Annotated in this window: 29 protein-coding genes; 18 read left to right on the top strand and 11 right to left on the bottom strand. The window is 70.0% G+C overall.

Annotated elements, in window-relative coordinates:
• Nucleotides 1–147: 147 nt before the first annotated feature.
• From ACFVDO_RS16375 to ACFVDO_RS16345, 7 genes are all read left to right on the top strand, one after another.
• Nucleotides 148–1,071: a phosphate/phosphite/phosphonate ABC transporter substrate-binding protein gene (locus ACFVDO_RS16375; RefSeq protein WP_378856658.1), complete on the top strand. Its 924-nt coding sequence runs from the start codon at nucleotides 148–150 to the stop codon at nucleotides 1,069–1,071.
• A 110-nt stretch (nucleotides 1,072–1,181) separates the two neighbouring features.
• The gene (gene phnC, locus ACFVDO_RS16370; protein ID WP_378856656.1) at nucleotides 1,182–1,994 is read left to right on the top strand and encodes a phosphonate ABC transporter ATP-binding protein; all 813 of its coding nucleotides are present in this window, start codon (nucleotides 1,182–1,184) and stop codon (nucleotides 1,992–1,994) included.
• A complete protein-coding gene (locus ACFVDO_RS16365) occupies nucleotides 1,991–3,724 on the top strand; it encodes a PhnE/PtxC family ABC transporter permease (protein WP_378856654.1) in 1,734 nt (577 codons plus the stop codon). Before phnC ends, ACFVDO_RS16365 begins: the two co-directional genes overlap by 4 nt.
• Complete coding sequence (locus tag ACFVDO_RS16360) at nucleotides 3,721–4,866, top strand: TIGR03364 family FAD-dependent oxidoreductase (protein ID WP_378856652.1); 1,146 nt, start codon at nucleotides 3,721–3,723, stop codon at nucleotides 4,864–4,866. The genes ACFVDO_RS16365 and ACFVDO_RS16360 overlap by 4 nt, the downstream gene beginning before the upstream one ends.
• The gene (locus ACFVDO_RS16355) at nucleotides 4,863–5,567 is read left to right on the top strand and encodes a phosphonatase-like hydrolase (protein ID WP_378856650.1); all 705 of its coding nucleotides are present in this window, start codon (nucleotides 4,863–4,865) and stop codon (nucleotides 5,565–5,567) included. The genes ACFVDO_RS16360 and ACFVDO_RS16355 overlap by 4 nt, the downstream gene beginning before the upstream one ends.
• 132 nt (nucleotides 5,568–5,699) lie before the next feature.
• Complete coding sequence (locus ACFVDO_RS16350) at nucleotides 5,700–6,785, top strand: alcohol dehydrogenase catalytic domain-containing protein (protein ID WP_378856648.1); 1,086 nt, start codon at nucleotides 5,700–5,702, stop codon at nucleotides 6,783–6,785.
• Nucleotides 6,786–6,854: 69 nt separating this feature from the next.
• Complete coding sequence (locus ACFVDO_RS16345; RefSeq protein WP_378856646.1) at nucleotides 6,855–7,058, top strand: hypothetical protein; 204 nt, start codon at nucleotides 6,855–6,857, stop codon at nucleotides 7,056–7,058.
• 9 nt (nucleotides 7,059–7,067) lie between these two features.
• On the opposite strand, the gene ACFVDO_RS16340 is transcribed toward ACFVDO_RS16345, so the two are convergent.
• Nucleotides 7,068–7,517, bottom strand: a complete 450-nt coding sequence (locus tag ACFVDO_RS16340) for an FHA domain-containing protein (protein WP_378856644.1) — start codon at nucleotides 7,515–7,517, stop codon at nucleotides 7,068–7,070.
• Between the two features lie 156 nt (nucleotides 7,518–7,673).
• On the opposite strand from ACFVDO_RS16340, the gene ACFVDO_RS16335 reads away from it, so the two are divergent.
• On the top strand, nucleotides 7,674–8,714 hold the full coding sequence (locus ACFVDO_RS16335; RefSeq protein ID WP_378856642.1) for an NAD(P)H-dependent flavin oxidoreductase: 1,041 nt from the start codon (nucleotides 7,674–7,676) through the stop codon (nucleotides 8,712–8,714).
• Between the two features lie 29 nt (nucleotides 8,715–8,743).
• Here the strand turns inward: ACFVDO_RS16335 and ACFVDO_RS16330 are convergent, their stop codons facing one another.
• Nucleotides 8,744–9,907 carry a sensor histidine kinase gene (locus tag ACFVDO_RS16330; RefSeq protein WP_378856639.1) on the bottom strand — a complete coding sequence of 388 codons (1,164 nt, stop codon included), beginning with the start codon at nucleotides 9,905–9,907 and terminating at the stop codon, nucleotides 8,744–8,746.
• 91 nt (nucleotides 9,908–9,998) lie between these two features.
• Between ACFVDO_RS16330 and ACFVDO_RS16325 the strand changes: the two genes are divergently transcribed.
• The 3 genes from ACFVDO_RS16325 to ACFVDO_RS16315 all read left to right on the top strand — a co-directional run bounded on the left by ACFVDO_RS16325 (nucleotide 9,999) and on the right by ACFVDO_RS16315 (nucleotide 11,507).
• Nucleotides 9,999–10,655: a response regulator gene (locus tag ACFVDO_RS16325; RefSeq protein ID WP_378856637.1), complete on the top strand. Its 657-nt coding sequence runs from the start codon at nucleotides 9,999–10,001 to the stop codon at nucleotides 10,653–10,655.
• 149 nt (nucleotides 10,656–10,804) lie between these two features.
• Nucleotides 10,805–11,155 (top strand): hypothetical protein, encoded by a 351-nt coding sequence (locus ACFVDO_RS16320; RefSeq protein WP_378856635.1) that lies wholly within the window; start codon nucleotides 10,805–10,807, stop codon nucleotides 11,153–11,155.
• A 148-nt stretch (nucleotides 11,156–11,303) separates the two neighbouring features.
• Complete coding sequence (locus ACFVDO_RS16315; protein WP_378856633.1) at nucleotides 11,304–11,507, top strand: hypothetical protein; 204 nt, start codon at nucleotides 11,304–11,306, stop codon at nucleotides 11,505–11,507.
• 70 nt (nucleotides 11,508–11,577) lie between these two features.
• On the opposite strand, the gene purU is transcribed toward ACFVDO_RS16315, so the two are convergent.
• Nucleotides 11,578–12,429 (bottom strand): formyltetrahydrofolate deformylase, encoded by an 852-nt coding sequence (purU, locus tag ACFVDO_RS16310; RefSeq protein WP_378856631.1) that lies wholly within the window; start codon nucleotides 12,427–12,429, stop codon nucleotides 11,578–11,580.
• A 69-nt stretch (nucleotides 12,430–12,498) separates the two neighbouring features.
• Here purU and ACFVDO_RS16305 point away from each other — a divergent pair, with 69 nt between their 5' ends.
• Complete coding sequence (locus tag ACFVDO_RS16305; protein ID WP_378856629.1) at nucleotides 12,499–13,698, top strand: cation:proton antiporter; 1,200 nt, start codon at nucleotides 12,499–12,501, stop codon at nucleotides 13,696–13,698.
• The gene (locus ACFVDO_RS16300) at nucleotides 13,695–14,141 is read left to right on the top strand and encodes a glutaminase (RefSeq protein WP_378856627.1); all 447 of its coding nucleotides are present in this window, start codon (nucleotides 13,695–13,697) and stop codon (nucleotides 14,139–14,141) included. Before ACFVDO_RS16305 ends, ACFVDO_RS16300 begins: the two co-directional genes overlap by 4 nt.
• 127 nt (nucleotides 14,142–14,268) lie before the next feature.
• On the opposite strand, the gene ACFVDO_RS16295 is transcribed toward ACFVDO_RS16300, so the two are convergent.
• Nucleotides 14,269–14,985 (bottom strand): GMP synthase, encoded by a 717-nt coding sequence (locus ACFVDO_RS16295; protein WP_378856625.1) that lies wholly within the window; start codon nucleotides 14,983–14,985, stop codon nucleotides 14,269–14,271.
• A gap of 99 nt (nucleotides 14,986–15,084) precedes the next feature.
• Here ACFVDO_RS16295 and ACFVDO_RS16290 point away from each other — a divergent pair, with 99 nt between their 5' ends.
• Nucleotides 15,085–17,619, top strand: a complete 2,535-nt coding sequence (locus ACFVDO_RS16290; RefSeq protein WP_378856623.1) for an ATP-dependent Clp protease ATP-binding subunit — start codon at nucleotides 15,085–15,087, stop codon at nucleotides 17,617–17,619.
• A gap of 146 nt (nucleotides 17,620–17,765) precedes the next feature.
• Nucleotides 17,766–18,077 (top strand): hypothetical protein, encoded by a 312-nt coding sequence (locus tag ACFVDO_RS16285; protein ID WP_378856621.1) that lies wholly within the window; start codon nucleotides 17,766–17,768, stop codon nucleotides 18,075–18,077.
• A gap of 95 nt (nucleotides 18,078–18,172) precedes the next feature.
• Here the strand turns inward: ACFVDO_RS16285 and ACFVDO_RS16280 are convergent, their stop codons facing one another.
• From ACFVDO_RS16280 to ACFVDO_RS16265, 4 genes are all read right to left on the bottom strand, one after another.
• A complete protein-coding gene (locus tag ACFVDO_RS16280) occupies nucleotides 18,173–18,913 on the bottom strand; it encodes a LysR substrate-binding domain-containing protein (RefSeq protein ID WP_378856619.1) in 741 nt (246 codons plus the stop codon).
• 154 nt (nucleotides 18,914–19,067) lie between these two features.
• On the bottom strand, nucleotides 19,068–19,742 hold the full coding sequence (locus ACFVDO_RS16275; protein WP_378856617.1) for a helix-turn-helix transcriptional regulator: 675 nt from the start codon (nucleotides 19,740–19,742) through the stop codon (nucleotides 19,068–19,070).
• A gap of 47 nt (nucleotides 19,743–19,789) precedes the next feature.
• Nucleotides 19,790–20,125, bottom strand: a complete 336-nt coding sequence (locus ACFVDO_RS16270) for a hypothetical protein (protein WP_378856615.1) — start codon at nucleotides 20,123–20,125, stop codon at nucleotides 19,790–19,792.
• Nucleotides 20,122–21,699 (bottom strand): PspC domain-containing protein, encoded by a 1,578-nt coding sequence (locus ACFVDO_RS16265; RefSeq protein ID WP_378856613.1) that lies wholly within the window; start codon nucleotides 21,697–21,699, stop codon nucleotides 20,122–20,124. The genes ACFVDO_RS16270 and ACFVDO_RS16265 overlap by 4 nt, the downstream gene beginning before the upstream one ends.
• Nucleotides 21,700–21,813: 114 nt before the next feature.
• On the opposite strand from ACFVDO_RS16265, the gene ACFVDO_RS16260 reads away from it, so the two are divergent.
• The 3 genes from ACFVDO_RS16260 to ACFVDO_RS16250 all read left to right on the top strand — a co-directional run bounded on the left by ACFVDO_RS16260 (nucleotide 21,814) and on the right by ACFVDO_RS16250 (nucleotide 23,901).
• On the top strand, nucleotides 21,814–23,007 hold the full coding sequence (locus tag ACFVDO_RS16260; protein ID WP_378856611.1) for a PspC domain-containing protein: 1,194 nt from the start codon (nucleotides 21,814–21,816) through the stop codon (nucleotides 23,005–23,007).
• 94 nt (nucleotides 23,008–23,101) lie between these two features.
• On the top strand, nucleotides 23,102–23,248 hold the full coding sequence (locus tag ACFVDO_RS16255) for a hypothetical protein (RefSeq protein ID WP_378856609.1): 147 nt from the start codon (nucleotides 23,102–23,104) through the stop codon (nucleotides 23,246–23,248).
• Entirely contained in the window at nucleotides 23,245–23,901 is a 657-nt protein-coding gene (locus ACFVDO_RS16250; RefSeq protein ID WP_378856607.1) for a LuxR C-terminal-related transcriptional regulator, read from the top strand. Before ACFVDO_RS16255 ends, ACFVDO_RS16250 begins: the two co-directional genes overlap by 4 nt.
• Nucleotides 23,902–23,948: 47 nt before the next feature.
• On the opposite strand, the gene ACFVDO_RS16245 is transcribed toward ACFVDO_RS16250, so the two are convergent.
• From ACFVDO_RS16245 to ACFVDO_RS16235, 3 genes are all read right to left on the bottom strand, one after another.
• Nucleotides 23,949–24,356, bottom strand: coding sequence for a DapH/DapD/GlmU-related protein (locus tag ACFVDO_RS16245; RefSeq protein WP_378856605.1), 408 nt, complete (start codon nucleotides 24,354–24,356; stop codon nucleotides 23,949–23,951).
• Nucleotides 24,357–24,423: 67 nt separating this feature from the next.
• The gene (locus ACFVDO_RS16240) at nucleotides 24,424–25,197 is read right to left on the bottom strand and encodes a DNA-formamidopyrimidine glycosylase family protein (protein ID WP_378856603.1); all 774 of its coding nucleotides are present in this window, start codon (nucleotides 25,195–25,197) and stop codon (nucleotides 24,424–24,426) included.
• Nucleotides 25,190–25,933 (bottom strand): EI24 domain-containing protein, encoded by a 744-nt coding sequence (locus tag ACFVDO_RS16235; protein ID WP_378856601.1) that lies wholly within the window; start codon nucleotides 25,931–25,933, stop codon nucleotides 25,190–25,192. Before ACFVDO_RS16235 ends, ACFVDO_RS16240 begins: the two co-directional genes overlap by 8 nt.
• Between the last annotated feature and the right edge of the window lie 25 nt (nucleotides 25,934–25,958).

The following is a 25,958-nucleotide window of genomic DNA, read 5'->3' as shown; positions in this document are numbered from 1 at the left end:
TGCGCAGGAGCCCTGTTCTGCGGATGTTCACCCCGGGAAATCTTGGGTGAACGACCGGCGAACAGTGCCGAGATAGGTACATTTCTCGCGCATTCGGGTGTCAGTGTTGGTCGCGGTTCCTTCACCACACACACCCGAAAGGTCCTCATGAAGCTCCGTGCTCTCCCCGCCCTGGTCGGTGCCGCGGCTCTCGCCCTCGGCCTCGCAGCCTGTTCCGGCTCGGCCGGTGCCACCGGCTCCTCCGAAGAGCCCAAGGCGGAAGGCGGCTACGCCGTCGACGCGAACACCCTCGTCTTCGGCGTCGTGCCCGACTCGGTCGACACCGAGACCAACTATCAGCCGCTGATGGACTACATCGCCAAGGAGACCGGCAAGAAGGTGGAGTACCACGAGTCCACCGACTACGCCGCACTCATCGAGGCCGCGATCGCCGGCAAGGTCGACGTCGCCTCCTTCTCGGGCTTCACCTACATCACCGCCACCAACAACGGCGCGAAGCTCACCCCGATCTCCTCGATCGTCACCAAGGAGGGCCAGGAGCCCGGGTACTACTCGCAGGCGATCGTGCCCAAGGGCTCGTCGATCAAGAGCCTCGCCGACTTCAAGGGCAAGAAGGTCTGCTTCGTCGACCCGTCCTCCACCTCGGGCTACCTCTTCCCGTCCTACAACCTGCTCGAGGCGGGCGTCGACCCTGAGAAGGACGTCACCCCGGTCTTCGCAGGCAAGCACGACGTCAGCGTCACCAAGGTCGGCGAGGGCAAGGAGTGCGAGGCGGGCTTCGCCGAGGACAGCGAGGTCGCCAAGTCCGACAAGGTGACCGTCATCGACCAGACCATGGTGCCCGGCGCGCCGCTCGTCTACGCGGATGCGCTGCCCGACGACGTGAAGAAGACGCTCACCGAATCGCTGTCGGAGATCACGATCGACGACATCATCGCCGCCGGCGTCACCAGCGCCGATTCGGATGCCTTCCGCGCGACGTTCTACGCCACCAAGCCGGTCGACGACAAGTACTACGACGTCATCCGCGACATCTGCAAGAAGACGAACGCGACCCAGTGCCAGGGCTGACGCCCGTCGGCCGTTGAGCGAACGGAGTGAGACGAAGCGTCCTCCTCTACTGAAGACGTTTCGTCTCACTCCTTCGTCGCTCGCTCGACGGCCGGGAATGGAGACTTCTCATGAACACCGACCAGGTCATCCGCATCGAGGCGCTCACGAAGCGCTTCGACCAGACCACCGCCCTGGCAGACGTCGACCTCAGCGTCGGCCGCGGCGAGATCGTCGTGCTGCTCGGCCTCTCGGGGTCCGGCAAGTCCACGCTGCTGCGGCACCTCGACGCGCTCGAGCTGCCGACCTCCGGCCGTGTGAACGTGCTCGGACAGGACGTCACCCGCCTGCGCGGACGCGCCCTGCGCAGGCTGCGCAGCCGGGTGGGCTTCATCTTCCAGCAGTTCGAGCTGGTGGGCTCACTCACCGTGCTCGAGAACGTGCTGACCGGATCGCTCGCCGGCCTCCGCGGACCGCGGCTCGGACTGTTCAGCTATTCGCGCGCCCACCGCCGTCGCGCTCTCGGGCACCTCGACCGGGTCGGCCTGCTCGACCGCGCCTACCAGCGCGCCGACACCCTCTCCGGCGGCCAGCAGCAGCGCGTGGCCATCGCCCGCGCCCTCATGCAGAACCCCGAGGTGCTGCTCGCCGACGAGCCCGTCGCCTCGCTCGACCCCGAATCGAGCTCGCAGGTGATGGCACTCATCCGTGAGATCGCCGCCGAGGACGGCCTCACCGTGCTGTGCAGCCTGCACCAGGTGGACCTCGCGATCGACTGGGCCGACCGCATCGTCGGCCTGCGACACGGCGAGGTCGTGCTCGACACCACGACCGATCATCTCGACAAGGCCAAGGTCATGGAGATCTACGGCCGCGTCGCCACCACCACCGCCGAGCTCAACGCGCTCGAGACCGAGCTGCTCGCCGCGGAGCCGGTGGCATGACGCTCACCGCACCACGGGTGCAGCGGCCCGCCACCCCGCCGCCGGCCGACATCGACGCCCGCGCACCTCGACGTCGCATCAGCCCGGAGCGCATCTCCGCCGCGCTCACACTGCTCGTCATCGCAGGCCTCGCCGTGGCATCTCTCGCCGAGCTGAACATCTCGTTCGCCGGACTGTCCGACAGCTGGGGCAACGCGCAGAACTTCTTCGCGCGCGTCGGCGGACTGAAGTTCCCGCCCGCCGAGGAGCTGCTGCAGCTCACCGTGCTCACGGTCGGACTGGTGCTGACCGGAACGCTGCTCGCAGCGGTGCTCTCCGTGCCGATCGCCTACCTCGCGGCATCCAACACCACGCCGAACCGGACCGCACACGCGATCGCCCGCTTCATCGGCGTCTTCACGCGTGCACTGCCCGACGTCGTGCTGGCCATGGTGTTCGTGCTGATGTTCTCGCTCGGCACGCTGCCCGGCATCCTCGCCATCGGCATCCACTCGATCGGCATGATCTCGAAGATGTTCGCCGACGCGATCGAACAGATCGACGAGGGACCGCGGCTCGCGATCCGCGCCGCAGGCGGAACGCGGATGCAGGAGTTCTTCTCGGGTGTCCTGCCGCAGGTGCTGCCCAGCTGGGTGGCCACCGTGCTGCACCGCAACGACATCAACCTGCGCGGTTCGGTCGTGCTCGGCTACGTCGGCGTCGCTGGTCTCGGCATGGCCATGTCGCAGGCCTTCAAGTCGCTGAACTACGGCCTGGGCCTCGGTATCGCCCTGGTGATCTTCCTGCTCTGCGTGGTGATGGAGATCATCTCCAGCTCCGTGCGCGTCGCGATGCTGGGCGAGAACGCGGGCCGGGGAGTGTTCGTCCGGCTGTTCACACGGACGCGAGGAGCGGGAGATCGGGTGCTGAGCGAGCGAAGCGAGACGAGGTACGGAGGCGTCGACGCCGCGATGCGTCGCCCCTGGACCGCCGCCCGCGTCCGCAACGTCTCCGGCGGCATCATCGCGATCCTCGTCGTGATCGCCGGTGTCGCGGTGAGCGACATCGTGTGGGGCGACCTGCTCACCTTCTGGGCGAAGATCCCCGAGGTCGCCGCCAAGTTCTGGCCGCCGGACTTCGGCAACTACGGCTTCCCGGTGATCGCCGGCGCCATGCTCGACACCGTGAAGATCGCGCTCGCCGCATGCCTGATCACCTTCGTGCTCTCGCTCGGCATCGGCTCGCTCGCGGCGCGCAACGTCGCCCCGAACGCCGGGGTCAGGGGCGGGTTCCGTCTGCTGCTGGTCATCATCCGCGGCATCCCCGAACTGATCCTCGCGATCGTGCTGATCGTGATCACCGGCCTCGGAGCGCAGGCGGGCACAATCGCCCTCGCCTTCGGCGGCATCGGCCTGCTCGGCAAGCTGATCGCCGATTCGTTCGAGGAGGTGCCTCGCGGCCCGGAGCGCGCGATAACCGCCGCGGGCGCCACCCGGATGCAGCGCTACGCCGCTGCGACCCTGCCGCAGGGCTCGCGCGCCCTGATCGGCCACACGTTCTACCTGCTCGACACGAACATCCGTGCGGCGACGCTGCTCGGCATCGTCGGCGGCGGCGGGATCGGCTACTACCTGCTGAACGCCGGGCAGGGGTCGAACTACCCGCTGGTGACGAGCATCGTGCTGATGATCCTCGTGACCGTGCTGATCGTCGAGGGCATCGCGATGTGGATGAGGAAGGTGTTCCGATGAGCCGCGCAGATGTCGTCGTCGTCGGATCGGGGATCGTCGGGCTGGGCGCTGCCTACGCGGCCGCGCGCCGGGGGCTCAGCGTCATCGTCGTCGACCGCACCGAGCGCCCGGTGGGCGCCACCATCCGCAACTTCGGGCACCTCTGCATCGGTGCGCAGACCGGCGAGGCCCGCCGGTACGCGGATGTCGCACGGGAACTCTGGCTGCGCCTGGCGCAGGACGCCGGGTTCTGGCTGCGCGAGTCGGGCACTCTGATCGCGGCCCGGCACGACGACGAGCTCGCCGTGCTCGCGCAGGCGGCTCAGGACGGCGGCATCCGGATGCTGGATGCCGGTGAGCTGCGTCGCCGCGCACCGCTCCGCCGAGGCGATCTCGTCGGCGGTGCACACATCGAGGCCGACCTGCAGGCGAATCCGCGCGAGGCAGCGGACGCGATCGTCCGGCACCTCGGGGAGCTCGGCGTGGACTTCCGGTTCCGCGCCGCGGTCACCGCGGTCGAGACCGGCCGCGTGCACACCACCCGCGGTCCGATCGACGCGGGGCAGCTGGTCGTCGCCGTGAACCACGACCTCGATCAGCTGCTGCCCGGAGTCGCCGCGGATGCCGGCATCCAGCGCTGCGCGCTCGACATGATGCGCGTCGCCGCCGACCTGCCGGCCCCGCTCACCGCTCCGCTGCTGACCGGCTGGTCGCTGGTGCGGTACGGACGCTTCGCAGGCCTGTCCGAGACTGCGACGGTGCGCGACCGCCTGCACACCGAGCGCCCCGATCTCGCCGCGCTCGACCTGAACCAGATGTACACGCAGCTGCCCGACGGCTCGCTGCTGGTCGGCGACTCGCACGTGAAGGACGTGCAGCCGGGGCCGTTCCAGCCGGAGGCCGCCTTCGATGCGTTCCTCGACGAGGCGCGGGCGCTGTTCGCCGTGGACAGCTTCCGGGTGCTGGAGCGCTGGCAGGGCGTGTACGCGTCCGGCCCCGCCGAGTTCCTCCGCGAGGAGGTGGACGACGGCGTGCTCGCGCTCGCCGCGACCACCGGCATCGGAATGACCTGCGGACTCGGCCTCGCCGAGACCGCCCTCTCAGAGACCCTCGGGTGGGCATCGTCGTCCGCCCTCATCACCGCCCAGGAGGCACTCGCATGATCCCCATCGAACTCGTCGTCTTCGACATGGCCGGCACCACGGTGCTCGACGACGGTGTGGTGGAGCAGTCGTTCCAGCGCGCCGCTGAGCGCACCGGCGTCGCCGACCGCATGCCCTGGGACGACGCGCTCGACTACGTGCGCGAGACCATGGGGCAGTCCAAGATCGACGTGTTCACGCACCTGTCCGGCGGAGATCGTGCCGCGGCGGAGCGAGCCACGGCGGCCTTCGAGGGCGCCTACGAGGAGATCATCGCCGAGCAGGGCGCCACCGAGATCCCTGGCGCGCGGGCGGCGATCGAGTCGCTGAAGGACGCCGGCCTGCAGGTCGCGCTCACCACCGGCTTCGCCCCGGTGACCCGTGACGCGATCATCGCCGCCCTCGGCTGGGCGGATCTCGTCGACATCGCGCTGTCGCCGTCGGATGCCGGGCGCGGGCGCCCCGCACCCGACCTGGTGCTCACCGCGCTGCTCCGTGCGGGGGCATCCGACGTGCGCGCCGTCGCCGTCGCCGGCGACACCGCGAGCGACGTGCGCTCCGGCCGCAGCGCCGGCGCCGGGTTCGTCGCCGGCGTGCTGACCGGCGCGCACGACCGCGTCGCGCTGACGGATGCCGGAGCGGATGCTGTGCTGGCATCCGTCGTCGACCTGCAGCCCGCGCTCGCCGCGCAGGGCCTGCTGCCGCTCGCGGCCGTCGTGTGATGGGGCGCGGGAAGGTCGTGCTGCCCGCGAGTGCACCACTTGCCGACGAATGCACCGGCTGTCGACGTCGATACGTGGCGCGGTCGGCGGCAAGCGGTGCTCTCGTCGGTCGCGGCAGGGGAGGGCACTGACATGCGGGCGACTCTGACCCGGCCTCCCGGTGTGCACCGCGACGTGGTGCTGCGCCCGCCCGCCGTGGCGATGGCGTTCCTCGGCGAAGGGCTGCCGCATGAGGCCGTCGCCGTACCCGGCGTCGCGCTCGGCGAACATGACGTGCTCGTCGCCGTCGAGCTGTCCACGGTGTGCGGCTCCGATGTGCACACCGTGCAGGGCCGGCGCTCGGCGGCGGTGCCGCTCGTGCTCGGGCACGAGAGCGTGGGGCGGGTCGTCGCCGTCGGCGACGGCGGGGTGCGCGACGCCGAAGGTGCGGACCTGAGCGTGGGCGACCGCGTGGTGTGGTCGGTCACGGCCTCGTGCGGGGAGTGCGACCGCTGCACTGCCGGCTTCCCGCAGAAGTGCCGCTCACTGCTGAAGTACGGGCACGAGCGCATCGCCCCGCACCGGGAGCTGACCGGCGGGTTCGCCAGCCATGTGCAGCTCGGTGCAGGCACGACGATCGTGCGCGTGCCGGAGCAGCTTGCGGCGGCCGTGGCCGCCCCGGCATCCTGCGCCACGGCGACCGCCTGGGCTGCGGTCGCACGAGCGCGCGCGATCCGGCCTCTCGACGGCGTGCGCGTGCGCGTGCACGGTGCGGGGCTGGTCGGCATCTCGGTCGCGGCGATCGCTGCAGAGCACGGCGCCGTCGTCGATGTGCGCGATCCGGATGCCCGTCGCCAGGCACTCGCCGAGGAGTTCGGCGCGAGCGGCTTCGACGACGCTCCGGACATCGTCATCGAGTGCTCCGGGCACGCGGTGCGGACCGCCCTGGACGAGGTCGACGTCGGGGGAGTGGTCGTGCTGGTCGGCAGCGTGTTCCCGGCACCGCCGGTGCCGCTGGATGCGGAGAGCATCGTGCGCAGGCTGATCACCGTCGCCGGCGTGCACAACTACTCCGGTGCGGAGCTGGCCGAGGCGGTTGCATTCCTCAGCGGTGCGGGGCGCGCATACCCGTTCGCGGGCGCCGTCGGCACGGTGCATCCGCTCACCTCGCTGGACGAGGCGATCGCCGCGGCGGGGGTGCCCGGCGCACCGCTGCGCATCGGGGTCGCCGTGCGCTGACACCTGTCGCAGATGCCGGTGCCGGGGCGGCACCGCGGTGTCACACTGGAATCAGGAAAGGAGGCGACCATGTCCGATCCGGAGATCCACACGTGGTGGCCGCACCTGCACGCTGCGACGAAGGACCTGCTCGACGACATCGGCGACGGTCCGCTGCCGGCGCACGTGCTCGATGAGATCGCCGAGATCACCGGGCAGCCCGTCGCAGAGGACTGTCATCTGACCGCGAGCGACCACGACTTCATCCGCACGCAGCGAGAAGAGGTCGACTGACCGCACCGATCAGTGGTGGTAGTCCGGGCGATCCGGTTGCCGGTGCTGATGCGTGCCCTCGCCGCCCTCGCGCCCTCCATAGGGGCGGCCGTGGTCGGCGAACTCGGCGCGCATGAACACGATCCGCCAGGGGCCCATCGTGAACCGCGCCCCGGTGCGCAGCACCTCGGTGCGGTCGTCCGCGCCCTCGATCGGGCGTGCGTTCATGTCGCCAGGGCCGTGCATCGTCAGGAAGTACTCGTCGCCGTCTGCGTGACGAATGCTCGCGTGCACGGGCTTGATCCCATCCAGCACGATGTGGTTCCCGGCGTCCGAACCGATCGTGATGAGGTCGGTCTCGATGGGGAACACGCGCCGATCGTCCTCATTCACGATGAGCAGGTGCGGTTCGCCCGCGCCCCACTGCGCGTGAGTCGTCGTCGGCTGTGGTGGGTGCGTGCTCTGCGTCTCGGTGAACATGGCGACCTCCTCGGGCTCGCCGTCGGCGGCCCCTGAGACCCGCTCCCGTCACGGGGGCGCAGCCGCCGACGGGTTCACATTCGATGCTACGCCGGTCCCCGGGGCTCGGCTCCGGTTCCGCGAAACACGGCGAGCGGGCGGCGTAGCCTCGGGAGTATGAATGACTTGTGCACGATGCTCGGCATCCGGCATCCGATCGTTCTGGCCCCGTTCGGCGGGCTGTCATCGGTCGCCCTGACTGCGGCGGTCAGCGAGGCCGGCGGGCTCGGGTCGTACGGACTGTACGGGTACGACGGCGAGCGGATCGCGCGCACGGCCGCCGCGTTGCGGGAGGCCACGGATGCGCCGTTCGCGCTGAACATCTGGCTGCCGACGGGCGACGAGGCCGCCCCTGGTCCTGAGCACGACGGCTATGCGCAGGCGCTGGCGCCCTTCTATGCCGAAGTGGGCATGGACGCGCCGGCGCAGCCCGACCGGTATCTGCCGCCGCTCGATGAGCAGCTGGACGCGATCTGGGATGCCGCGCCCGCAGCGCTCAGCGTGGTCTTCGGGGTGCCGTCGGGCGAGCTCGTCGAGGAGGCGCATCGGCGGGGCATCCGGGTGATCGGCACCGCGACCACCGTCGCCGAGGCGATCGCCCTCGAGCAGGTTGGCGTCGACGCGGTCGTGGCCACCGGGGCCGAGGCAGCCGGCCACCGGGTGTCGTTCCTGAAGCCGGCCGAGCAGTCGCTGGTCGGGCTGTTCTCGCTGCTGCCGCAGGTGGCGGATGCCGTGTCGGTGCCGGTGATCGCGGCCGGCGGCATCGCCGATCGCCGTGGAGTCGCCGCGGCCTTCGCCCTGGGCGCCGACGGCGTGCAGGTCGGCACCTCGTTCCTCGTCACCACGGAGTCCGCGGCCAACGACGCGCATCGCGCCGCGATCCGCAGCACCGCGGCGGACGAGAGCGTGCTCACGCGCGCGATGAGCGGGCGGCTGTCCCGCGGCGCCGCGAACCGAGTGGTCCGCGAGATCGAGGCATCCGGTGCCATCGGTCCGTTCCCCGCACAGAACTGGCTCACCGGGCGCTTCCGAGCGGTCGCGGGTGAGCGCGGCCTGGGCGAACTCCAGTCGCTGTGGCTCGGGCAGTCCGCGCCGCTCGCGCGCGGCACCGCGGCATCCGATGTGTTCGCGGAACTGCTGGAGGGCGTGCCGGCCTGACGCGATGTCCAGGTGGGCGGTCGAGTGTCCTAACCCAGCGGGAAGCGCGCGGCGACGGCCCAGGCGTCGCCGACCCGACCCGCGGTGAGCTCGCCGCCGAGCTGGCTGGCGCGAGCGGTCATGCGAACGATCCCGTACCCGCCGGAGGGGATTTCGGCTCGTCGCGCCCTGGTCGTCATCGGACTGCGTACGGACATCGTGACCGCATCCTGCTGGATGCTGATCGCCACGTCGACGGCGCCGCGGCCGCCGTGCTTGAGCACATTGGTGATCGACTCCCTCATGATCCGGGCGAGCGCCGCATCGATCACGCGCGGGATGCGGGGATCAGCCGGGTCCCCATCGACGTTCAGCGCGTCACCGACGCCGTGCAGCTCTGCACGGGCGTTCTCCAGAGCGTCCACCAGGCTCTCCCGTGCGGGCTCGGCGAGCAGAGCTGGACCACCGGTCTGCTCGACGACCCGGCGCAGATCGCCGAGGGCCTTGTGGGCTGCGTCGCGGATGGTCTGCTGCGACTGTGCCCTCATCTCCTCATCGATGGGCTGGTCCAGGACGCGGGAGTACATGGCGATGACTGTGAGGTCGTGGGCGATCACGTCGTGCAGCTCGTCGGCGATCCGCTGGCGCTCTGCCAACGTCGCATCGATCTCGGCCTGCTCCTTTGCGTGGAGTCTGTCCTGCAGGCGCTGCTCTCTGGCGGTGGCGAGGGTGAGCAGGTAACCGACGGCACCGGAGACTGCGGCGACAAGGAGCGTCGCTGCGAAGTTCGCCAGAGTGAGCGCAGGAACGGCGTAGGTGGCGGCAGCGGCGCTGGAGAGCAGGAACCCTCCGATGAACAGAACCAGCAGCGGCCGTGTGCCGGTCCTCACCACGCAGCCGGCGGCGACGGCCAATGCCACCAGCGCCGCGGACTCGTTGTCGACCGCGAAGGATGCACACGTGAGGGCCAGCAGCCCGACGGCCGCGAAGAGCGGCGACCAGACGAACAGCGCGAACGCCGCGGTCAGGACCAGTTGGAAGACGGACGAGGCGAGGTCTTCCGGCGTTGCGACGACGACGAAGACCAGGCTGATGGTCACACCGGCGGCGACGATGCCGAGCAGCGTCAGCCGCTCGGCCCTCCCGAACGGTGTCGACGACCACATCCGGAGCACGTTGCGCTGCTGATGCACGGGTGGCTGCTCGACTGACATGCCCCTCATTATGGCTGGGCGGTTTCGCACTCATTGTCGGGACGATGGCGCCTTGATGCTCGGCGAATCGACGGCCGCGTAGTCTCGATGCATGACCTCGACCACGGCGCTCATCGTCGACGACGATCCTCTGGTCCGTGGAGCACTCGCTGTCTTCCTCACCTCCGCGGGCATCGAAGTCGTCGACCAGGCCCCCGACGGCCGCCACGCGATCGCGGCCGCTCGTCAACTCCGGCCCGACGTCGCTCTCGTCGACGTGCAGATGCCCGGCATCGATGGCGTGGCTGCGACCGCGGGGATCATCGAGCAGTCCCCCAGCACGAAGGTCCTCGCGATCACGACATTCGGGACGATCGAATCGGTCATGCCGATGCTCCGGGCAGGCGCATCGGGCTATCTCGTCAAGGACACCGCCCCCGAAGACATCGTCGCCGCCGTCCATGACGTCATCGCCGGCAACGGAGTGCTCTCGCCCCGTGTCACGACGAGTCTCATCGGCTCGATCCGTGACGCGACCACGCCGGTCGTCGAGCCGCTGCAGGACTACGAGGTGCTCTCCGGGCGGGAAGCGGAGGTCGTGCGACTGCTCGCCGTGGGGCTGTCCAACTCGGAGATCGCAGCGGAGATGCACGTCTCCGAAGGGACGGTGAAGGCGCACCTCGGCAACGTCATGACCAAGTGGGGCGTCCGCGATCGCGTTCAGGTGCTGATCCGCGCGGCGCGCTCCGGCCAGGTCAGCTTCACCTGAGGCTCCGCACCCACGCGGCCTGGACAAAGGTCAGATGGATTCTGGGCGTTTGGTCAATGCGCCGAAGTGCGCCCGCCCGCATCCTTGTCTCCGATTGCACAGATGACGTGAAGCCTCGCGACAGTCTGGATGAAGTAAGGGAGATCAGAATGTTGGCCGTCGCCAGTCTGATAAGCGCCGTCTGCATGGGAGTTCTCGCCGGAAGCGCTCGCACTCCGAGGGTGCGTCCGGTGCCCGCGTGCGCGAGCACAGTGCTCATATTGATACTCGCGTATGCACTCGCATTCGCAGACCCGGGAAATCTTCTGCTGTCGTATTCCTGCCTCGTCCTGTTCGTCATCGCGATGGCCACGTACAGCGCACTCACCTGGCGGGCCGTCCTCGGCAAGGAGCAGATCCCCTTCATGACTGCATTCGGATACAGCTTCATCGGAGAGAAGCACCTTCGCGCTCGGTACGCCGGGCTGAAGGAGGCGGAAGTCGCCAGGACGGAGACCTGAGCAGAGCAGGACGGACGTCGAACAACGTCTAGACGTTCGTCCATGTCCAGCTGCCGGGCCGCTTGGAAGGATGGACACCGCTGTCAGTGCTCGTCTCCTACGAGCCTGAAGAGATCGGAGGGGCCCATTGGCGATCAGCAGTCGCGCAATGAACGGCGCCCTCGTGCTCTGCGTCTGTGGGACGGGCGTCGGCGTGGGACTGGTGGTTGCGAGCTTCATGCTCGACCTCGGCTCAGCACGCGGAGTGGCACTGTCCACGTCAGGGACAGCCACGACCGTCGTGTTCGTGGTCCTCACCCTCGTGCTCGCCGCTGCAGTGCGGCGAGCACGGCTGAGAGATCGCCAGGACTGACTGGGGGGCAAGGCGGGGAGGGGGCTTTCGGGTAGCCCTCTCCCCGCATCCATCTCCGTGAGCATCCCGCCTAGAGGATGACGGTCGACTTCCCGTGCACGATCACACGATCCTCGGCGTGCCACTTCACGGCGCGCGCCAGCACGAAGCGCTCCACATCGGCACCGCGGCGCTGCAGCTCGGCGGCCGACTCGGCGTGCGTCACCCGCGTGACGTCCTGCTCGATGATCGGACCCTCGTCGAGGTCGGCCGTGGCGTAATGCGCGGTCGCGCCGATGAGCTTCACGCCGCGCTCCTTCGCCCGCGCGTACGGGTTCGCCCCGATGAAGGCGGGCAGGAACGAGTGATGGATGTTGATCACCGGTGCGCCGAGCGACTCGATGAACGAGTCGGTGAGGATCTGCATGTAGCGCGCCAGCACCACCAGATCGACGTTGCCGCGCAGCAGATCCAGCTGCCGCTGCTCCATGACGGCCTTGTCGTCGGCGGGGATGTGCACGAACGGCACGCCGAACGCCCGCACCGAGTCGGCCAGGTCGGGGTGGTTGGACACGACCATGGTCACGTCGATGTCGAGCTCGCCGCGCTGCGTGCGCCAGAGCAGCTCCAGCAGGCAGTGGTCGTACTTCGACACGAAGATCGCGACCCGCTTGCGCCGCGAGGCGTCGTGCAGCGACCACTCCATGTCGAAGCGCTCCGCGACCGCGGCGATGGATGCCTCGAGCGCAGGCCGCTTCGCGGCCAGACCCTCCAGGTGGATCACCGTGCGCTGGAAGAAGCGTCCGCCCGCGGCATCCGTCGAGTGCTGGTCGAGCGAGATGATGTTCGCGCCGTGCTCGGCGAGGGCGCCGGCCACGGCGGCGACGATTCCGGGCTGATCGTCGCAGGCGATGAGAAGGCGGGCGGTGTCGGGCTGGGCCATGCATAGATTCTGCCGCGCCCTCGTCGCAGCCCGCTAATCATGACGTCCGGCGCGCACTACGCTGAGCGGGTGGAAGAGAGTGCCCTCGGACTTGTCCTGATCCCGCTGCTGGCCGTCATGGCCCCGCTGCTCGCACGACTGATCGGCCCCGTTCTCCGGATCCCGGTGGTCGTCTTCGAGCTCATCCTCGGCATCCTCGTCGGACCGGCACTGCTCGGCTGGGTGCACCCGACCGAGATCCTGCACGCGCTCAGCGAGTTCGGACTCGCGATGCTCTTCTTCCTCGCCGGCACCGAGATCGACTTCGCGGGCATCGGACGCAGATCGCTGACCAGGGCGTCTATGGGCTGGCTGTTCAGCATCGTTCTCGGGATCGGGGTCGGCTTCCTGATCGCGCCCGGTGACGGCATGATCGTCGTCGCGATCGCGCTCAGCTCGACCGCGCTCGGCACACTGATGCCGATCCTGCGGGATGCCGGTGAGCTGGGCTCTCCGTTCGGCAAGGCGGTCACCGCGATCGGAACGGTCGGGGAGTTCCTGCCGCTGATCGCGATCTCGATCTTCCTCAGTGTGCGCTCCGCACCGCTCGCGACCGTCATCCTGCTGGTGTTCGTGGTGCTCGCGCTGCTCGCCGTGTACGCGGCTCGTCGCATCCCGCACGGCCGCTTCCATGCGTTCGTCAATGCGACGCTGCACACCTCCGCGCAGTTCGGCATTCGTTTCGTGCTGCTGCTCGTCGCGTCGCTCGTCGCGCTCAGCGTGGTCCTCGACCTGGACATGCTGCTCGGCGCATTCGTGGCGGGTGCCGTGTGGCGGATCGTGATGTCCAGCGCATCCAAGGAGGACGCCGAACAGGTCGAGAGCAAGCTCGAGGGCATCGCATTCGGCTTCCTGGTGCCGATCTTCTTCATCTACACCGGGGTGACGTTCGACCTGAAGGCGCTGCTCGCCTCGCCTCTGGCGATGGCGCTCGTCCCGCTGCTGCTCATCGCGCTCCTGGTGATCCGCGGCCTGGCCGCGCAGTTCTCGGCGACCGAGGGGATGAGCCGCCGCGACCGCTCGGCTCTGGCACTGCTGGCCGCGACCGGCCTGCCGATCATCGTCGCGGTGACCGGGATCGGCGTGGACAACGGGATGCTGCAGTCCGACATCGCTGCCGCCCTGGTCGGCGCCGGCATGCTGTCGGTGCTGCTGTACCCGCTGATCGGCATGACGATCCGGGGTGAGCGCGCGGCCGTGCAGGCGAAGTCGTTGCAGGGAGAATTGTGACGACAGCCGCACTGCTCGCTGCGATCAGGGAGCGCCTTGCCGATGCCCCGATGCAGGGGCTCGGGGTGGCGAAGGTCTCCCGGTGGCGGGCGCCGCGCATCGTGCGGGTGGGGGCGGCATGGCACCTCGGCGTGCTGCTTCTCACCCGCGACGGCGTGCTCGCGACCGGCGAGGTGCTGCGGGCCGCCGAAGAGGTGCGCCGCGGGTACGCCGCGGAGTCCGCGCGGGCACGTGCCGATCGTCGCGCGCAGGCGCGCCGCGGCGACTTCGGCGAGGGGGAGGTCGTGCACGTCGGCTGGGCCGAGCTGGATGCTGACGCGGTGGAGTCAGGTCCGCTGCTGACCGTCGACGGGGTGCCGATGGTGCGCTGGAGCGCAGGCGGGATCATGCCGCTCGAGGCCTACCTGAACGAGCAGATCGAGCTGCGGTATCCGGGACGCTAAACGTCCTTCGTCTCGCTTCGCTCGCTCAGGAGCCGGGGGAGTCCCCGGGTCTCGCTCGGGAGCCGGGGAGCTGGAACCGCCTCGGACCCTGAGCGAGCGAGGGACGAGCGAGACGAAGGGCGTCGTCTCAGCGCGCGACGAACTCCACGAACCGCCGGAGCAGGTCCGTGCCGGTCGGCGCGGTGGCGAGGATCTCGGCCTCGACACGATCGAACTCGTCGGGGTCGAAGTAGCCGGTGCTGCGGTAGAAGTCCATCCGGTGCGCGAAGTCCTGCGGGGTCGGCTCGGGGTGGAACTGCGTCGCGTACAGCCGGTCGCCGACGCGGTAGGCCTGCACCGGGCAGTCGTCGTTGGTCGCGAGCAGCACCGCTCCGGGCGGCGGCTCCGAGGAGCCCTCCTTATGCGCGGTGAGCACATCCATCTGCGGCGCGCTGGGTCCGAAGACCGGATCGTGCGCGCCGGCAGCCGTGATGCGGATGGTCGTCTCGCGGGTGAACTCCGGGGTCGCGGTGCCGACCGTGCCGCCCAGCATCCGGGTGACGACGCCGATGCCGTAGCAGGTGAACATCGCCGCTGGGCCTCCTTCCATCGCGGCACGCGCGATCTCCTCGAGGTCGGCCTCGACGCGCAGTTGCTCCGGCGACTTCTCCTCGTCGCCGACGTTGAACGGTGATCCGCCGATGACGATGCCGTCGTACGCCCGCCAGTCGATTCCGTCCAGCGGATGTCCGATCAGGTCATGCCGGTCCAGGACCTCCACACCGAGCCCGCGCCGGAATGACAGGTGCTCGGCCGCTGCCGCGCCCTGCTCCGGGCGCACGCAGACGTAGAGGAGTGAGGTCACGAGCCGAGTTTAGTTGCGGGATGCGGGAATACCGGCATCAGCCTGGTGTTGAAGTTGATAGAAGTGCACTCAACTTCATTCAGACTTCAGGAGGACACGATGCCCAACGACATCAACGGCGCGGGATCGTTCGACGACTTCCTCGCCCGCTACCTCGCCGGGGAGCAGGCCCGCCAGTCGCGATCGATCGATCTCGGTCGCTTTCTCACCGCACGCACGCAGCAGATTCTGCAGCGTGCGGGCCGCTTCGCGATCGAGCGCGGACAGATCGAACTCGACGCCCTGCACATCCTGCGCGTGATCGTCGATGACGAGGCCGTCGCGAGTGCTGTGCGACACGTCGGCGTGGACCCGGCGACGATCGTCGTCGCCGTCGACGCCCGGCTGCCCGAACCCCGTGACACAGGCGATGTGGACGCGGCGACGCTCACCCCGAGCGCCTCGCGCGCCCTCTTCCACGCCTACCAGGTCGCCCGTTCCTCGGGTTCGACCTACATCGACCCCGAACATCTCTTCTTCGCTCTGGTGCTCGGCCAGGACGTGCCCGCAGGCCAGATCCTCGCGCAGGCCGGCGTCACCGCAGAGGCCCTGACGCAGGGACTGCGCGAGGGCGTGACCGCACCGGCGGGCGCTCCCGAAGGCGCGGCATCCGACGATCCGTCATCGGAGACGCCGATGCTCGACCAGTACGGCCTCGACCTCACCGCGCGTGCCCGCGCGGGCGAACTGGACCCGGTGATCGGCCGTGCCGACGAGATCGAGCAGACCATCGAGATCCTCAGCCGCCGCACGAAGAACAACCCCGTGCTGATCGGCGAGGCCGGTGTCGGCAAGACGGCGATCGTGGAGGGCCTGGCCCGCGCGATCGCCTCGGGCGAGGTGCCCGAGCAGCTCTCCGGCCGCCGAGTGGTGGCGCTGGACCTGCCCGGAATGCTCGCCGGAACCCGGTACCGTGGCGACTTCGAAGAGCGCCTCACCAAGACGATGGACGAGATCGCCGCTCACAAGGGCGAGATGATCGTGTTCATCGACGAGGTGCACACCGTGGTCGGCGCCGGAGGGTCCGGCGAGTCCGGCGGCATGGACGCCGGCAACATCCTCAAGCCGCGTCTGGCGCGCGGTGACCTGCACATGATCGGCGCGACGACGCTCGACGAGTACCGTCGCATCGAGAAGGACCCGGCGCTGGAGCGCCGGTTCCAGCCGGTGAAGGTCGGCGAGCCGTCGGTGGCCGACGCCGTCCGCATCCTCGAGGGCCTCAAGCCCGCCTACGAGGAGCACCACCGCGTCAGCTATACGGATGCCGCCATCCGTGCCGCCGTGCAGCTGAGCGACCGGTATCTGACCGATCGCGTGCTGCCCGACAAGGCGATCGACCTGATCGATCAGGCCGGTGCGCGGCTGCGCCTGCGGCTCGGCGTGCCCGTCGACGTCAGCGACCTGATGGCGCAGCTGGCCGACCTTGAGGCGCAGAAGAACGCCGCCGTCGAGGCGGAGCACTACGAGGAGGCATCGCGCGTGCGCGATGAGATCGCCGAGGTGCAGGAGAAGATCGAGGCCGCGTCGACGACCGTCGTCGGGAGCACGATCGTGGACGAGCCCGAGATCGCGGCCGTGATCTCGCGTGCCACCGGCATCCCGGTCAGCCGCCTGACCGAGGGCGAGCGCGAGCGTCTGCACGATCTGGAGACGGATCTGCACGCCCGCGTGATCGGTCAGCACGACGCCGTCGCCGCCGTGGCACGCGCCGTGCGCCGCAACCGCACCGGCATGGGCGACGCCCGCCGCCCGGTCGGATCGTTCCTGTTCCTCGGCCCGACCGGCGTCGGCAAGACCGAGCTGGCCAAGGCCCTCGCTGCACGGCTGTTCGACGACGAGGACGCGGTGATCCGCTTCGACATGAGCGAGTTCGGCGAGCGGCACACCGTGTCGCGCCTGGTCGGCGCCCCTCCGGGATACGTCGGCTACGACGAGGCAGGACAGCTCACCGAGCGCGTGCGGCGCAACCCGTACTCGATCGTGCTGTTCGACGAGATCGAGAAGGCGCACCCCGACGTGTTCAACCTGCTGCTGCAGGTGCTCGACGACGGACGCCTCACCGACGGGCAGGGCCACACGGTCGACTTCCGCAACACGGTGGTCGTGATGACGTCGAACATCGGCTCGGAGTTCCTGGCCTCGCGGTCGGGAGCGCTCGGGTTCGTGGCATCCCGGGACGAATCCGGGTTCTCCTCGCAGGAGGACCTGAAGGCGCGCGTGATGGGCAAGCTTCGCGAGGCGATGCGCCCGGAGTTCCTGAACCGCATCGACGAGATCGTGATCTTCCAGAAGCTGTCGCTCGCGGAGATCTCGCAGATCGTGCGGCTGGTGCTCGGCGCGACTGCCGACCGGCTGTCGCTGCGTGAGGTCACCCTCGAGGTCACGGATGCCGCGGTCGCCTGGCTCGGCGAGCACGGTTACGAGCCGGAATACGGCGCGCGGCCGCTGCGCCGGCTGATCCAGCGTGAGGTCGACGATCGCATCGCCGATCTGTTCGTCGCAGGCGACCTGGCCGACGGCGGGCACGTCGTCGTGGATGCCGCGGGTGGAGAGCTCGCTGTGCGCGCGAAGGCACCCGTCGCCGCCGGTCGTTGAGTCACCCTTCGTCTCGCTTCGCTCGCCCGATTCCTGAGCGCCCTTCGTCTCGCTCCGCTCGCTCAGGATCCGCTCCGCGAGCGCCGTGCTGAGCGAGCGCAGCGAGACGAAGTGACGAAGGACGTATCCGCAGGGAGAATGTCCGTATGGACATCGAGGTGCTGCACATCGACGGATGCCCGTCGACGGAGATCGCCGTCGCGGGGGTGCACGAGGCCGCGGCATCCCTCGGCCTCGACGTGACCGTAGCGACGCGGCTGCTGCGCACACCGGAGGACGCCGCAGCTGCGGCGTTCGCCGGCTCGCCGACGATCCTCGTCGACGGCGAGGACCTGTTCCCCTCCGAGGGCAGGACCGGCCGCCTCGCCTGCCGGGTCTACCCGACGGATGCCGGGCTGCGCGGCGCCCCGACGGCGGAGCAGATCAACGCGGCGCTGCGCTCGCTTCCCGGGTCCTGAGTGCCCATCGTCACTTCGTCTCGCTGCGCTCGCTCAGCACGGCGCTCGCTGCGCTCGCTCAGGATCCGCGAAGCGAGACGAAGGGCGCTGCAGGGTCAGCGCGAGGAGTTCGCGGTGCGGCCGCGCACGATGCCGACGAAGGCCTCGACGTCGGGCGTGGTGCGATCGCGCAGCCAGGCCAGCGCGACGGCCGAAGTCGGGCCGCCCTCGAGCACCCGGTAGTTGGCGTCCTTACGGTGATGCATGCGCGCGAGCGACATCGGCATCACGACCACGCCGGTGCCGGTCGCGACGGTCGCGACGGCGTCCTCGGTGGTGGCGACCGGAGCGAAGCGGGGCGCGACGGTCGGCAGGTCGAGCGGGCCGAGCACGTCATCGAGCGGAGTGACGAGGACTTCGCCGTCGAGATCGGCGGCGGTGAGCGTCTCAGCCGCCATGAGGTGCGATTCGGCGGATGCCACGACGACGGGCAGCTCGTCGTAGAGCCGGATCACATGCAGGTCGTCCGGCCGGTCGATCGGCAGACGCACCAGGGCGGCGTCGAGGTCGGTCAGCGCGGCTCGCTGACCGGCGACCTCGATCGGAACGAGTTCGAGGTCGACGTGCGGCATCCGGGTCTTCCAGGCGTCGATCCACTTGCCCGGTGTCGCCCCGGGGATGGCGCCGAGGCGGAACGCGCGCGGGGTCTCGGCGACCACCTCGCGCGGAGCGACCTTCTTGGGCTTCGGGCGCTTCGCCGGCGCGGCCTTCTTGCCCGTCGGAGCCTTGCCCGTGGGCTTGCCGCGTCCGCCGCTCGGCCGCTTGCCCGGGGCGGGTCGCCCGCTCTTCTTCGCCACGCATTCACGCTACCGTTCGCGCGCCGACCACACCGCATCCTATGAACCGCTCGCTCAGGTCCGCGGATCGTTCCGGTCGCGATCGAGCCCAGTCGGCGTCCGTGTCACCGTGCGGGATCGCGACGGGAACCGCGGCGCGAGCGCGCGGCGCCGCTCAGTCCGCGCGGCGCACCGTCACGCAGCAGCGGCCCTCGGCGGGGTCCAGGTGCGCGCAGACGTGGTCGCAGCCGAGCCCGTCGACGACGCCCTCGACGTAGGCGTGGTTCATGCCGCAGACGAGTCCGGTGTGCTCTCGGGCGAGCGAGTCGAAGGGGCAGTTGGCGAGGATCAGGCCGTCCTCCGTGAGGCGCGGCTCGTATCCCTGTGTGGCCAGGGCAGCGGCGGTGCGGTCGAGTTCGTCGCCTTCGGCCGTGGGCGCCGACTCGCCCAGCATCCGCCCCTCCTCCTTCGCGACGGCGTCGAGTGCGACCGGCAGGGCCGTGCCGTCGGCGGTGCGCTCGATCGCCCCGGCGAGGAGGTGCCCGACGAGGTCGTACCGGCGCTCCGGCAGCGAGACCGCGACCGTTCCGGCCGCCCGCCGGTAGAGCTTCGAGGGGCGTCCGGCTCCGGGGCCGGTGCGTCCGCTGAGCCGGCGGAACTCCACCTCGAGCAGTCCCGCCTCGACGAGGCGGTCGAGCTGGAACCGTGCGACGTGCGGCGGCAGATCGAGAGCGGATGCCGCCGCTTCACGCCCGACGGACTCGGGCTGCGCGGCGACGTACTCGTACAGCGCCTGCCGCGTGGGGTCGGCGAGAGTTCCGATCCGTCCTGCTTCTGCGCTGACGTCCATGGTCTAAGTGTAGCTTCCGTTGTATTTAGAAGCTCGCGGACCGGGAATCAGTGCGACACCCGGCGCTGCAGCCGACGGAGCAGCCCGGCGAGCCCGGCGACGAGCACCAGCACGCCGACAGCGAGGAGCGAGACGGCCACGATCGTTGCAGGGGCGAGACCGGCGAGCCAGTCTGTGACTCCGTCGCGTCGCTGCGAATCGCTCAGCAGCCAGATGCCGGCGAACGCGAGGCCAGCGAAGAACAGGCCCCACACGATCGCCGCCCAGCGCGTGCGCGGTGCGGCAGGCGCCGCGACCGGCAACTCGGAGACAGGGGACGCGGCATCCGTCTCGGCGAACAGACTCTCGCTCAGGACCTCGGTGTTGTCGTCTGCCGTGCTCATTCGGCCTTCTCCTGCTCGTAGAACGTGATGCTGATGTCGCCGGACTGCTGCTGCAGCCGCACCGGCGCGAGGGTGCTCGGTGCATCGGGGTGCTCGGGATCGGTCCCGGAGGCCCTCGTGCGCTGGACCAGCCGCGTGCCGTCGGCCCGTTGCATGCCGGTCCAGACGCCGCTGTCCGTCATCTCGTATCCGCCGTCCTTGCCGACCGTCATGGTCATCCAATGCACCGTGGCGTCCTGCACGGTCGCATCCAGCTGCAGCGTCACGCCCATGGACACCTCGATCGTGGTGTAACCGTCGCTCTTGTACAGGGTGACCGGGTTGCTCTCGCCGCCGTCGAGGGGCATGAGCCAGATCGACATCGACCCGAAGGGCTGTCGTACGGTCGACGCCTCGCCATTGCTCATTCCGCTGTCGCCCATCACCACATCGCCGATGGTGGTGAAGCCTCCGGCGACGGACCCGCCGACGAGCGTGATCACGGTGAGGAAGGCGAGCAGCCCGCTTCGGCGTCGCGAGACACCGGCGATCACCATGCCGAGTGCGAGGATCAGCGCGGCGGTGCACAGGGCGAGCGCCACGGCTGCGCTGTTGTCGGCCAGCAGCGCGACCACCGCACCGGTCACGAGCGCCAGTCCGGTGACTGCAGCGAGGTACGCCCCACTGACGCGGGGGTTCGACGCCCGCTTCGCGCGTCGGCGCTCGGACGCCTCGGCGGCGAACTGCGCTGCCACCGCCTGCCGCTCACGGCGGGCCTGCTCCCGCGCGGCCCGGTCGGCGTCCTGCTGCTGACGGCGCCAGGCCTTCTCCTGCTCCTGCCATGCGGCGTGCTGCGCACGCCAGGCATCCAGATCACCGGCATCCGCAGGCACGGCAGGGGGCGCGGGAGGATCGGCGAGGGCGGATGCCGCGATCGCCGGTTCGGCGATCAGCGAGGCATCCTGCCCTCGCCCGTCCGCGAGGTCGGCGATTCCCGAGTCGCCGACCGTCGCGGATGTGTCGGGGCCGGCCGGATCCGCAGAAGCCGTTCGCGGATCCGGTGCCAGGGCACCCGGGGTGCGGCGCGCGGCACGCACGATGAGGACGAGCAGAACGGCCGCGGCCGCCAGCCCGATGAGGATGAGGAGCACGGAGACCGGACCGGCGCCGAACAGGAGGCCGTAGGGCGCGAAGAGCGTACCCGTCAGCACCCCGTCGCCGTACAGCCACCAGAACGGGTTCGCGACCGGCACGAACGCGAGGACCACGAGCGCGAGGATGCCGAGCTGCGCGGCCTCGAACCGGCCGTGCAGCAGGTCCCGCAGGTGGATCCTTCCCTCGGCGTCGGGCAGCAGTGCCCAGGTCGCGGCGTACAGGAAGGCCAGCGGCAGACCGAACAGCGCCGCGACCAGCAGGATGCCGCGCACGATCAGCGGGTCGATCCGCAGCCGCGCGGCGATGCCGGCGCACACTCCGCCGACCCATCCGTCGGAGCGCGCGAGCCCGAGACCGGCCACCCACAGGAAGAATCGATCGGAGCCGTGCGGCGCCGGAGGCGGCGGGGTGGCGGATGGCGGGGCGGTCGGGATCGTCATGGTTCGATCCTGTCCGCCCGGGGTTCCGGCCCGCCATGGGGTGAACCCCTGACCCAACCCTGATCTTCGCGCCGGGGCAGGGCTGCGGGGCCGCTCGGGTGATTGGATTGCGGCATGCACTCTTCCGTCCCCGGCATCCTGCCGCGCCCTCCTCGGGTGGCGCCGCCGCCGCGCCCGCCGCTGGAGCGCGATCGCGAGTGCGTGGTCTCCGGCGTCAGCGCAGGGCTCGCGCGGCACCTCGGCGCGCCGGTGTGGGCGATCAGATCTCTGTTCGTGGTGCTGGGGCTGCTCGGCGGTGTCGGCGTGCTCCTGTATGTGTGGTGCTGGGTGCTGATGCCATGGCAGGCGGGGGAGAAGGCGCCTTCGCGCCAGGTGCCGATCGCCTGGGTGCTGCTCGCGCTCGCCGGCGCCGCGCTGTTCGTCTTCCTCGTCGATGGTTGGTATCCGTGGGTGTACGGGGCCGTCGTCGGTGACAACGGGCTCACCGTGCTCGCCCTGCCCGCATGCCTCGTGCTCGGCGTGGCCGCCGGCATCTGGTCGGCGCTGGTCGATCAGGCGGACCCCGCTCGCGGGCCGCGGCACTCGATCATGATCCGCGCGATCGCCGTGGCGATGATGGTGATCCTCTTCCTCATCCTCGCCCTGCGCGGTGTGATGTCCCTCGTGCTGCTGCTCCCACTGCTGGCGATCGCCGTGGTGCTGTCGTCCACGCTGTACCGGCGCTGGCGCGAGCTGTCCGGCGAGCGCATCCGCCGCATCCGTGAGGAGCAGCGCAGCGAGATGGCCGCCCACCTGCACGACTCGGTGCTGCAGACCCTCGCGCTGATCCAGAACCGCGCCGGCCCCTCGAGCGAGGCGGCCCGCCTCGCCAGAGCCCAGGAGCGCGAGCTTCGTGCCTGGCTGTACGACGGCGACTCACCGGCCGACAGTGATCTGCCCACCGATCTGCGCGACTACGCCGGCGCACTCGAGCTCGACTACCCGGTGCGCATCGACGTGGTCTCGGCCGGGCTCTCGGCCGAGCGGGCCAGCGGCGAGGTCGCCGCTGCCGCCCGTGAGGCCATGCTGAACGCCGCCAGGCACGCAGGCGGCGAGGTGTCGGTGTACATCGAGGGCTCCGCGTCGGGCGTCGACGTCTTCATCCGTGACCGCGGTGCCGGATTCGAGCTCGACGGCGTGCCCAGCGACCGCCTCGGCGTGCGGGAATCGATCATCGGGCGGATGCGGCGGGCCGGCGGCAGTGCCACCGTGCGCAGCAGCGAGCAGGGGACCGAAGTGCACCTGAAGTTCACGGGGGTGCAGTCATGATCGGCTCGCCCGCGTACGGATGCAGGCAGATCGAGCGCATGCAGGCGGACATGCCGAAGGTTCTGCCTGGAGGCGTGCCAAGTTGCCTGCATCCGTGGCAGACCGGGGGACAGCCGTGATCGCGGACTTCCGGTACGGACGCAGGGAGAACCTCCGCATGCAGGCGGACACACCGCGGATCGTGCCTGCAGGCGTCCGTGCCTGCCTGCATCCGTACCTCGAGAACGAGGAGGCGTCATGACCGGCGTCCGGGTCGTGATCGTCGACGACCACTCGATCTTCCGCTCCGGCCTGCGCGCCGATCTGGATGCGTCGGTCGACGTGGTCGGCGACGCCGCCGACGTCCCGTCGGCGATCGCAGTGATCCGTGAGACGGTGCCCGACGTCGTGCTGCTGGACGTGCACCTGCCCGGCGGCCCCGGCGACGACGCCTCCGGCGGCGAATCGGTGATCCGCGGCTGTGCGGGGGTGCCGACGAGGTTCCTCGCGCTGAGCGTGTCGGATGCCGCGGAGGATGTCGTGCGCGTGATCCGCGCGGGCGCCCGTGGTTACATCACCAAGGGCTCCTCCGGAGCCGAGGTGAGCAGCGCGGTGCACGCCGTCGCGGGAGGGGATGCCGTGTTCTCACCGCGCCTCGCCGGTTTCGTGCTCGATGCCTTCGGCGCTGTGGCGGGCGAGACGGCAGCGGTCGACGACGAGCTCGATCGGCTGTCTGCCCGCGAGCAGGAGGTCATGCGTCTGATCGCCCGCGGATACGCCTACAAAGAGGTCGCGTCCGAATTGTTCATCTCGATCAAGACGGTCGAGACGCACGTCTCAGCGGTGCTGCGCAAGCTTCAGCTGTCGTCGCGGCACGAACTCACCGCATGGGCGTCGGAGCGACGGCTGCTCTGACTCCCGCTCGCCCCCCCCGAGCCGAGGAACGAGCGAGACGAAACGGCTCAGGCTGCCAACCACAGTCCCTTGTAGTCGGTGGCGACCATCATGCCTGCGGCGACTGTCTCGTCGTCGCCGATCCTGGCTCCGCGGGCGATGCGTGCGCCTGCCCCGATCTCGGTGCGGACGCCGATGTGTGCACCGTCCCCGATCACCGCACCCTGTCCGATGTGGGCGTGTGCATCGATGAAGACGTTCTCACCGATCACCGCATCCGGCTCGACCCATGCGCTGCGCGAGATGTGCGCGCCGGCGCCCACTCGCGCACGGGGTTCGATATAGGCGCCGGACTCGATCAGAGCCTTGGGGTGCACCTTCGCGCCGTGCGCGACGAGGCCACGACCGTTCGCGTGCTTGCGGTACCGCAGCGTCGCGCCCTGGTCGTCCTCGATATCGATGTAGTTCTTGCCCACGATTCCTCCCGTCCGGACACTGCCGGATATAGCAACAACCATGGGCGCGGTGGATATATTCCCGCACTCACCTCTGGCAGCTCGGGCACCAGAACGTCACGCGTTCCCGGGTCGGATCCGCGCCCTGCGCGCCGGTGAGGATGGTGGTTCCGCAGCGTCGGCAGGGGCGCCCGGCGCGGCCGTACACCCAGGTGTCCTGGCCACGACGCGCGACGCCGGTGAAGCTGCGAACCGGGCGGTCGCGGTTCATGCGGATGGTGCGCGCGCCGAGGTCGATCAGCGCTGCGGCATCGACGGCGGACGCCGGTGTGTCAGGCAGGATTCCGCGCAGGAACAGCAGTTCCGCCGCATACTCGTTGCCGAAGCCGGCCACGTTGCGCTGATCGAGCAGGGCGACATGGATGCTGCGCTCGTCGGCCTGCACCCGACGGGCCGCCTCAGCGGGATCCCACCCGTCGGAGAGCGGATCGGGGCCGAGGTGCCCCACGATCAGCTGCTCGTCGCGGGTGGGTACGACCTCGATGTCGTGGATGTCGACGCCGACCGCCTCGGCGGTCGCGGTGGCCACGATCGCGCGCACTGTGAAGGCCGGATGGCGCCACTTCTCACCCGGTCGGTAGACGAACCAGGTGCCGTCCATGCGCAGATGGGAATGTACGGTGAACTCGCCGATGCGCATCAGGATGTGCTTGCCACGTGGCACGACGTCGTGAACGGTCCGACCGGTCAGGTCGACGGTCGCCGCCTGCGGAACGCGCAGGTCGAACCGGCTGACCTGCTGCCCGCGCAGGGCGGCGTCCAGGCGGTGCGCCGCCTGGTAGACGGAGTCGCCCTCAGGCATCCGTCGTCTGCCGGTCGGTGAGCGCTCGCGCGAGCATGGTGGACCCCGCGACCGCGGCGGGCATCGTGATGATCGCGCCGAGCGGGATCATGAAGCAGAGCTGAGTGGCGACGCCGAACCCGAGCACGCGGGCGCGGCTCGCGCCGAGCAGGCGCGATCGGGTCGCGGCGTCGAGGCCGCGGGCGTCGAAGGCGCGGGCGGTGAGCTCGCGCGCGAGCAGGCGACCCGACAGCACGACACCCGTGATCGAGGCGATCACGCCGCCGACGACGGGGATGAGTCCGATCACGAGCGTCAGCAGGGCGACCAGGATGCCGAGCGCGACAAGGCGCACGCCCTCGCCGACGGTGGTCCAGAATCCTGTCTCGCCGGTGGGTTCCTCGCCGCCCAGCGACTGCTCGATGCCGCGCCAGATGCGCTGGTAGAACGGGTCGCCGATCGTGAGCGCCAGGGCGGTGAAGACGAGCCCGGCGAGGATCGCCGCGGCGACGAACAGCACGATGCCGAGCGCGGTGCGCAGAGCGATCTGCCACCCGGCATCCCAGCCGTCGGCGAACGGCGTCATCCACGAGGTGATGCCGCCGAGCGAGAGCCCGAACGGGATGAGCAGCGCGGCGAGCACGAGGAACGCGAGGGCGGCAGGGATGAGGCCGAGCGCGAGCAGCTTCGGGTGGGTGCGCCACATGCCGAAGCCGCGCAGCAGCGTGCCGAACCCGGCGGCGAACTCGCGGATCATGTCACCAGGGTATGCGGCGGGACCG

The sequence above is a fragment of the Microbacterium sp. NPDC057741 genome, assembly GCF_042798735.1.
GTDB lineage: Bacteria > Actinomycetota > Actinomycetes > Actinomycetales > Microbacteriaceae > Microbacterium.
This window is presented reverse-complemented; position numbering and strand designations above follow the sequence as displayed.

Excerpts from the sequence above, each read along its gene's own strand:
- ACFVDO_RS16375 (WP_378856658.1), top strand. The coding sequence starts at position 148 with ATGAAGCTCCGTGCTCTCCCCGCCCTGGTCGGTGCCGCGGCTCTCGCC.
- phnC (WP_378856656.1), top strand. The coding sequence starts at position 1,182 with ATGAACACCGACCAGGTCATCCGCATCGAGGCGCTCACGAAGCGCTTC.
- ACFVDO_RS16365 (WP_378856654.1), top strand. The coding sequence starts at position 1,991 with ATGACGCTCACCGCACCACGGGTGCAGCGGCCCGCCACCCCGCCGCCG.
- ACFVDO_RS16360 (WP_378856652.1), top strand. The coding sequence starts at position 3,721 with ATGAGCCGCGCAGATGTCGTCGTCGTCGGATCGGGGATCGTCGGGCTG.
- ACFVDO_RS16355 (WP_378856650.1), top strand. The coding sequence starts at position 4,863 with ATGATCCCCATCGAACTCGTCGTCTTCGACATGGCCGGCACCACGGTG.
- ACFVDO_RS16350 (WP_378856648.1), top strand. The coding sequence starts at position 5,700 with ATGCGGGCGACTCTGACCCGGCCTCCCGGTGTGCACCGCGACGTGGTG.
- ACFVDO_RS16345 (WP_378856646.1), top strand. The coding sequence starts at position 6,855 with ATGTCCGATCCGGAGATCCACACGTGGTGGCCGCACCTGCACGCTGCG.
- ACFVDO_RS16340 (WP_378856644.1), bottom strand. The coding sequence starts at position 7,517 with ATGTTCACCGAGACGCAGAGCACGCACCCACCACAGCCGACGACGACT.
- ACFVDO_RS16335 (WP_378856642.1), top strand. The coding sequence starts at position 7,674 with ATGAATGACTTGTGCACGATGCTCGGCATCCGGCATCCGATCGTTCTG.
- ACFVDO_RS16330 (WP_378856639.1), bottom strand. The coding sequence starts at position 9,907 with ATGTCAGTCGAGCAGCCACCCGTGCATCAGCAGCGCAACGTGCTCCGG.
- ACFVDO_RS16325 (WP_378856637.1), top strand. The coding sequence starts at position 9,999 with ATGACCTCGACCACGGCGCTCATCGTCGACGACGATCCTCTGGTCCGT.
- ACFVDO_RS16320 (WP_378856635.1), top strand. The coding sequence starts at position 10,805 with ATGTTGGCCGTCGCCAGTCTGATAAGCGCCGTCTGCATGGGAGTTCTC.
- ACFVDO_RS16315 (WP_378856633.1), top strand. The coding sequence starts at position 11,304 with ATGAACGGCGCCCTCGTGCTCTGCGTCTGTGGGACGGGCGTCGGCGTG.
- purU (WP_378856631.1), bottom strand. The coding sequence starts at position 12,429 with ATGGCCCAGCCCGACACCGCCCGCCTTCTCATCGCCTGCGACGATCAG.
- ACFVDO_RS16290 (WP_378856623.1), top strand. The coding sequence starts at position 15,085 with ATGCCCAACGACATCAACGGCGCGGGATCGTTCGACGACTTCCTCGCC.
- ACFVDO_RS16285 (WP_378856621.1), top strand. The coding sequence starts at position 17,766 with ATGGACATCGAGGTGCTGCACATCGACGGATGCCCGTCGACGGAGATC.
- ACFVDO_RS16275 (WP_378856617.1), bottom strand. The coding sequence starts at position 19,742 with ATGGACGTCAGCGCAGAAGCAGGACGGATCGGAACTCTCGCCGACCCC.
- ACFVDO_RS16270 (WP_378856615.1), bottom strand. The coding sequence starts at position 20,125 with ATGAGCACGGCAGACGACAACACCGAGGTCCTGAGCGAGAGTCTGTTC.
- ACFVDO_RS16265 (WP_378856613.1), bottom strand. The coding sequence starts at position 21,699 with ATGACGATCCCGACCGCCCCGCCATCCGCCACCCCGCCGCCTCCGGCG.
- ACFVDO_RS16260 (WP_378856611.1), top strand. The coding sequence starts at position 21,814 with ATGCACTCTTCCGTCCCCGGCATCCTGCCGCGCCCTCCTCGGGTGGCG.
- ACFVDO_RS16250 (WP_378856607.1), top strand. The coding sequence starts at position 23,245 with ATGACCGGCGTCCGGGTCGTGATCGTCGACGACCACTCGATCTTCCGC.
- ACFVDO_RS16240 (WP_378856603.1), bottom strand. The coding sequence starts at position 25,197 with ATGCCTGAGGGCGACTCCGTCTACCAGGCGGCGCACCGCCTGGACGCC.
- ACFVDO_RS16235 (WP_378856601.1), bottom strand. The coding sequence starts at position 25,933 with ATGATCCGCGAGTTCGCCGCCGGGTTCGGCACGCTGCTGCGCGGCTTC.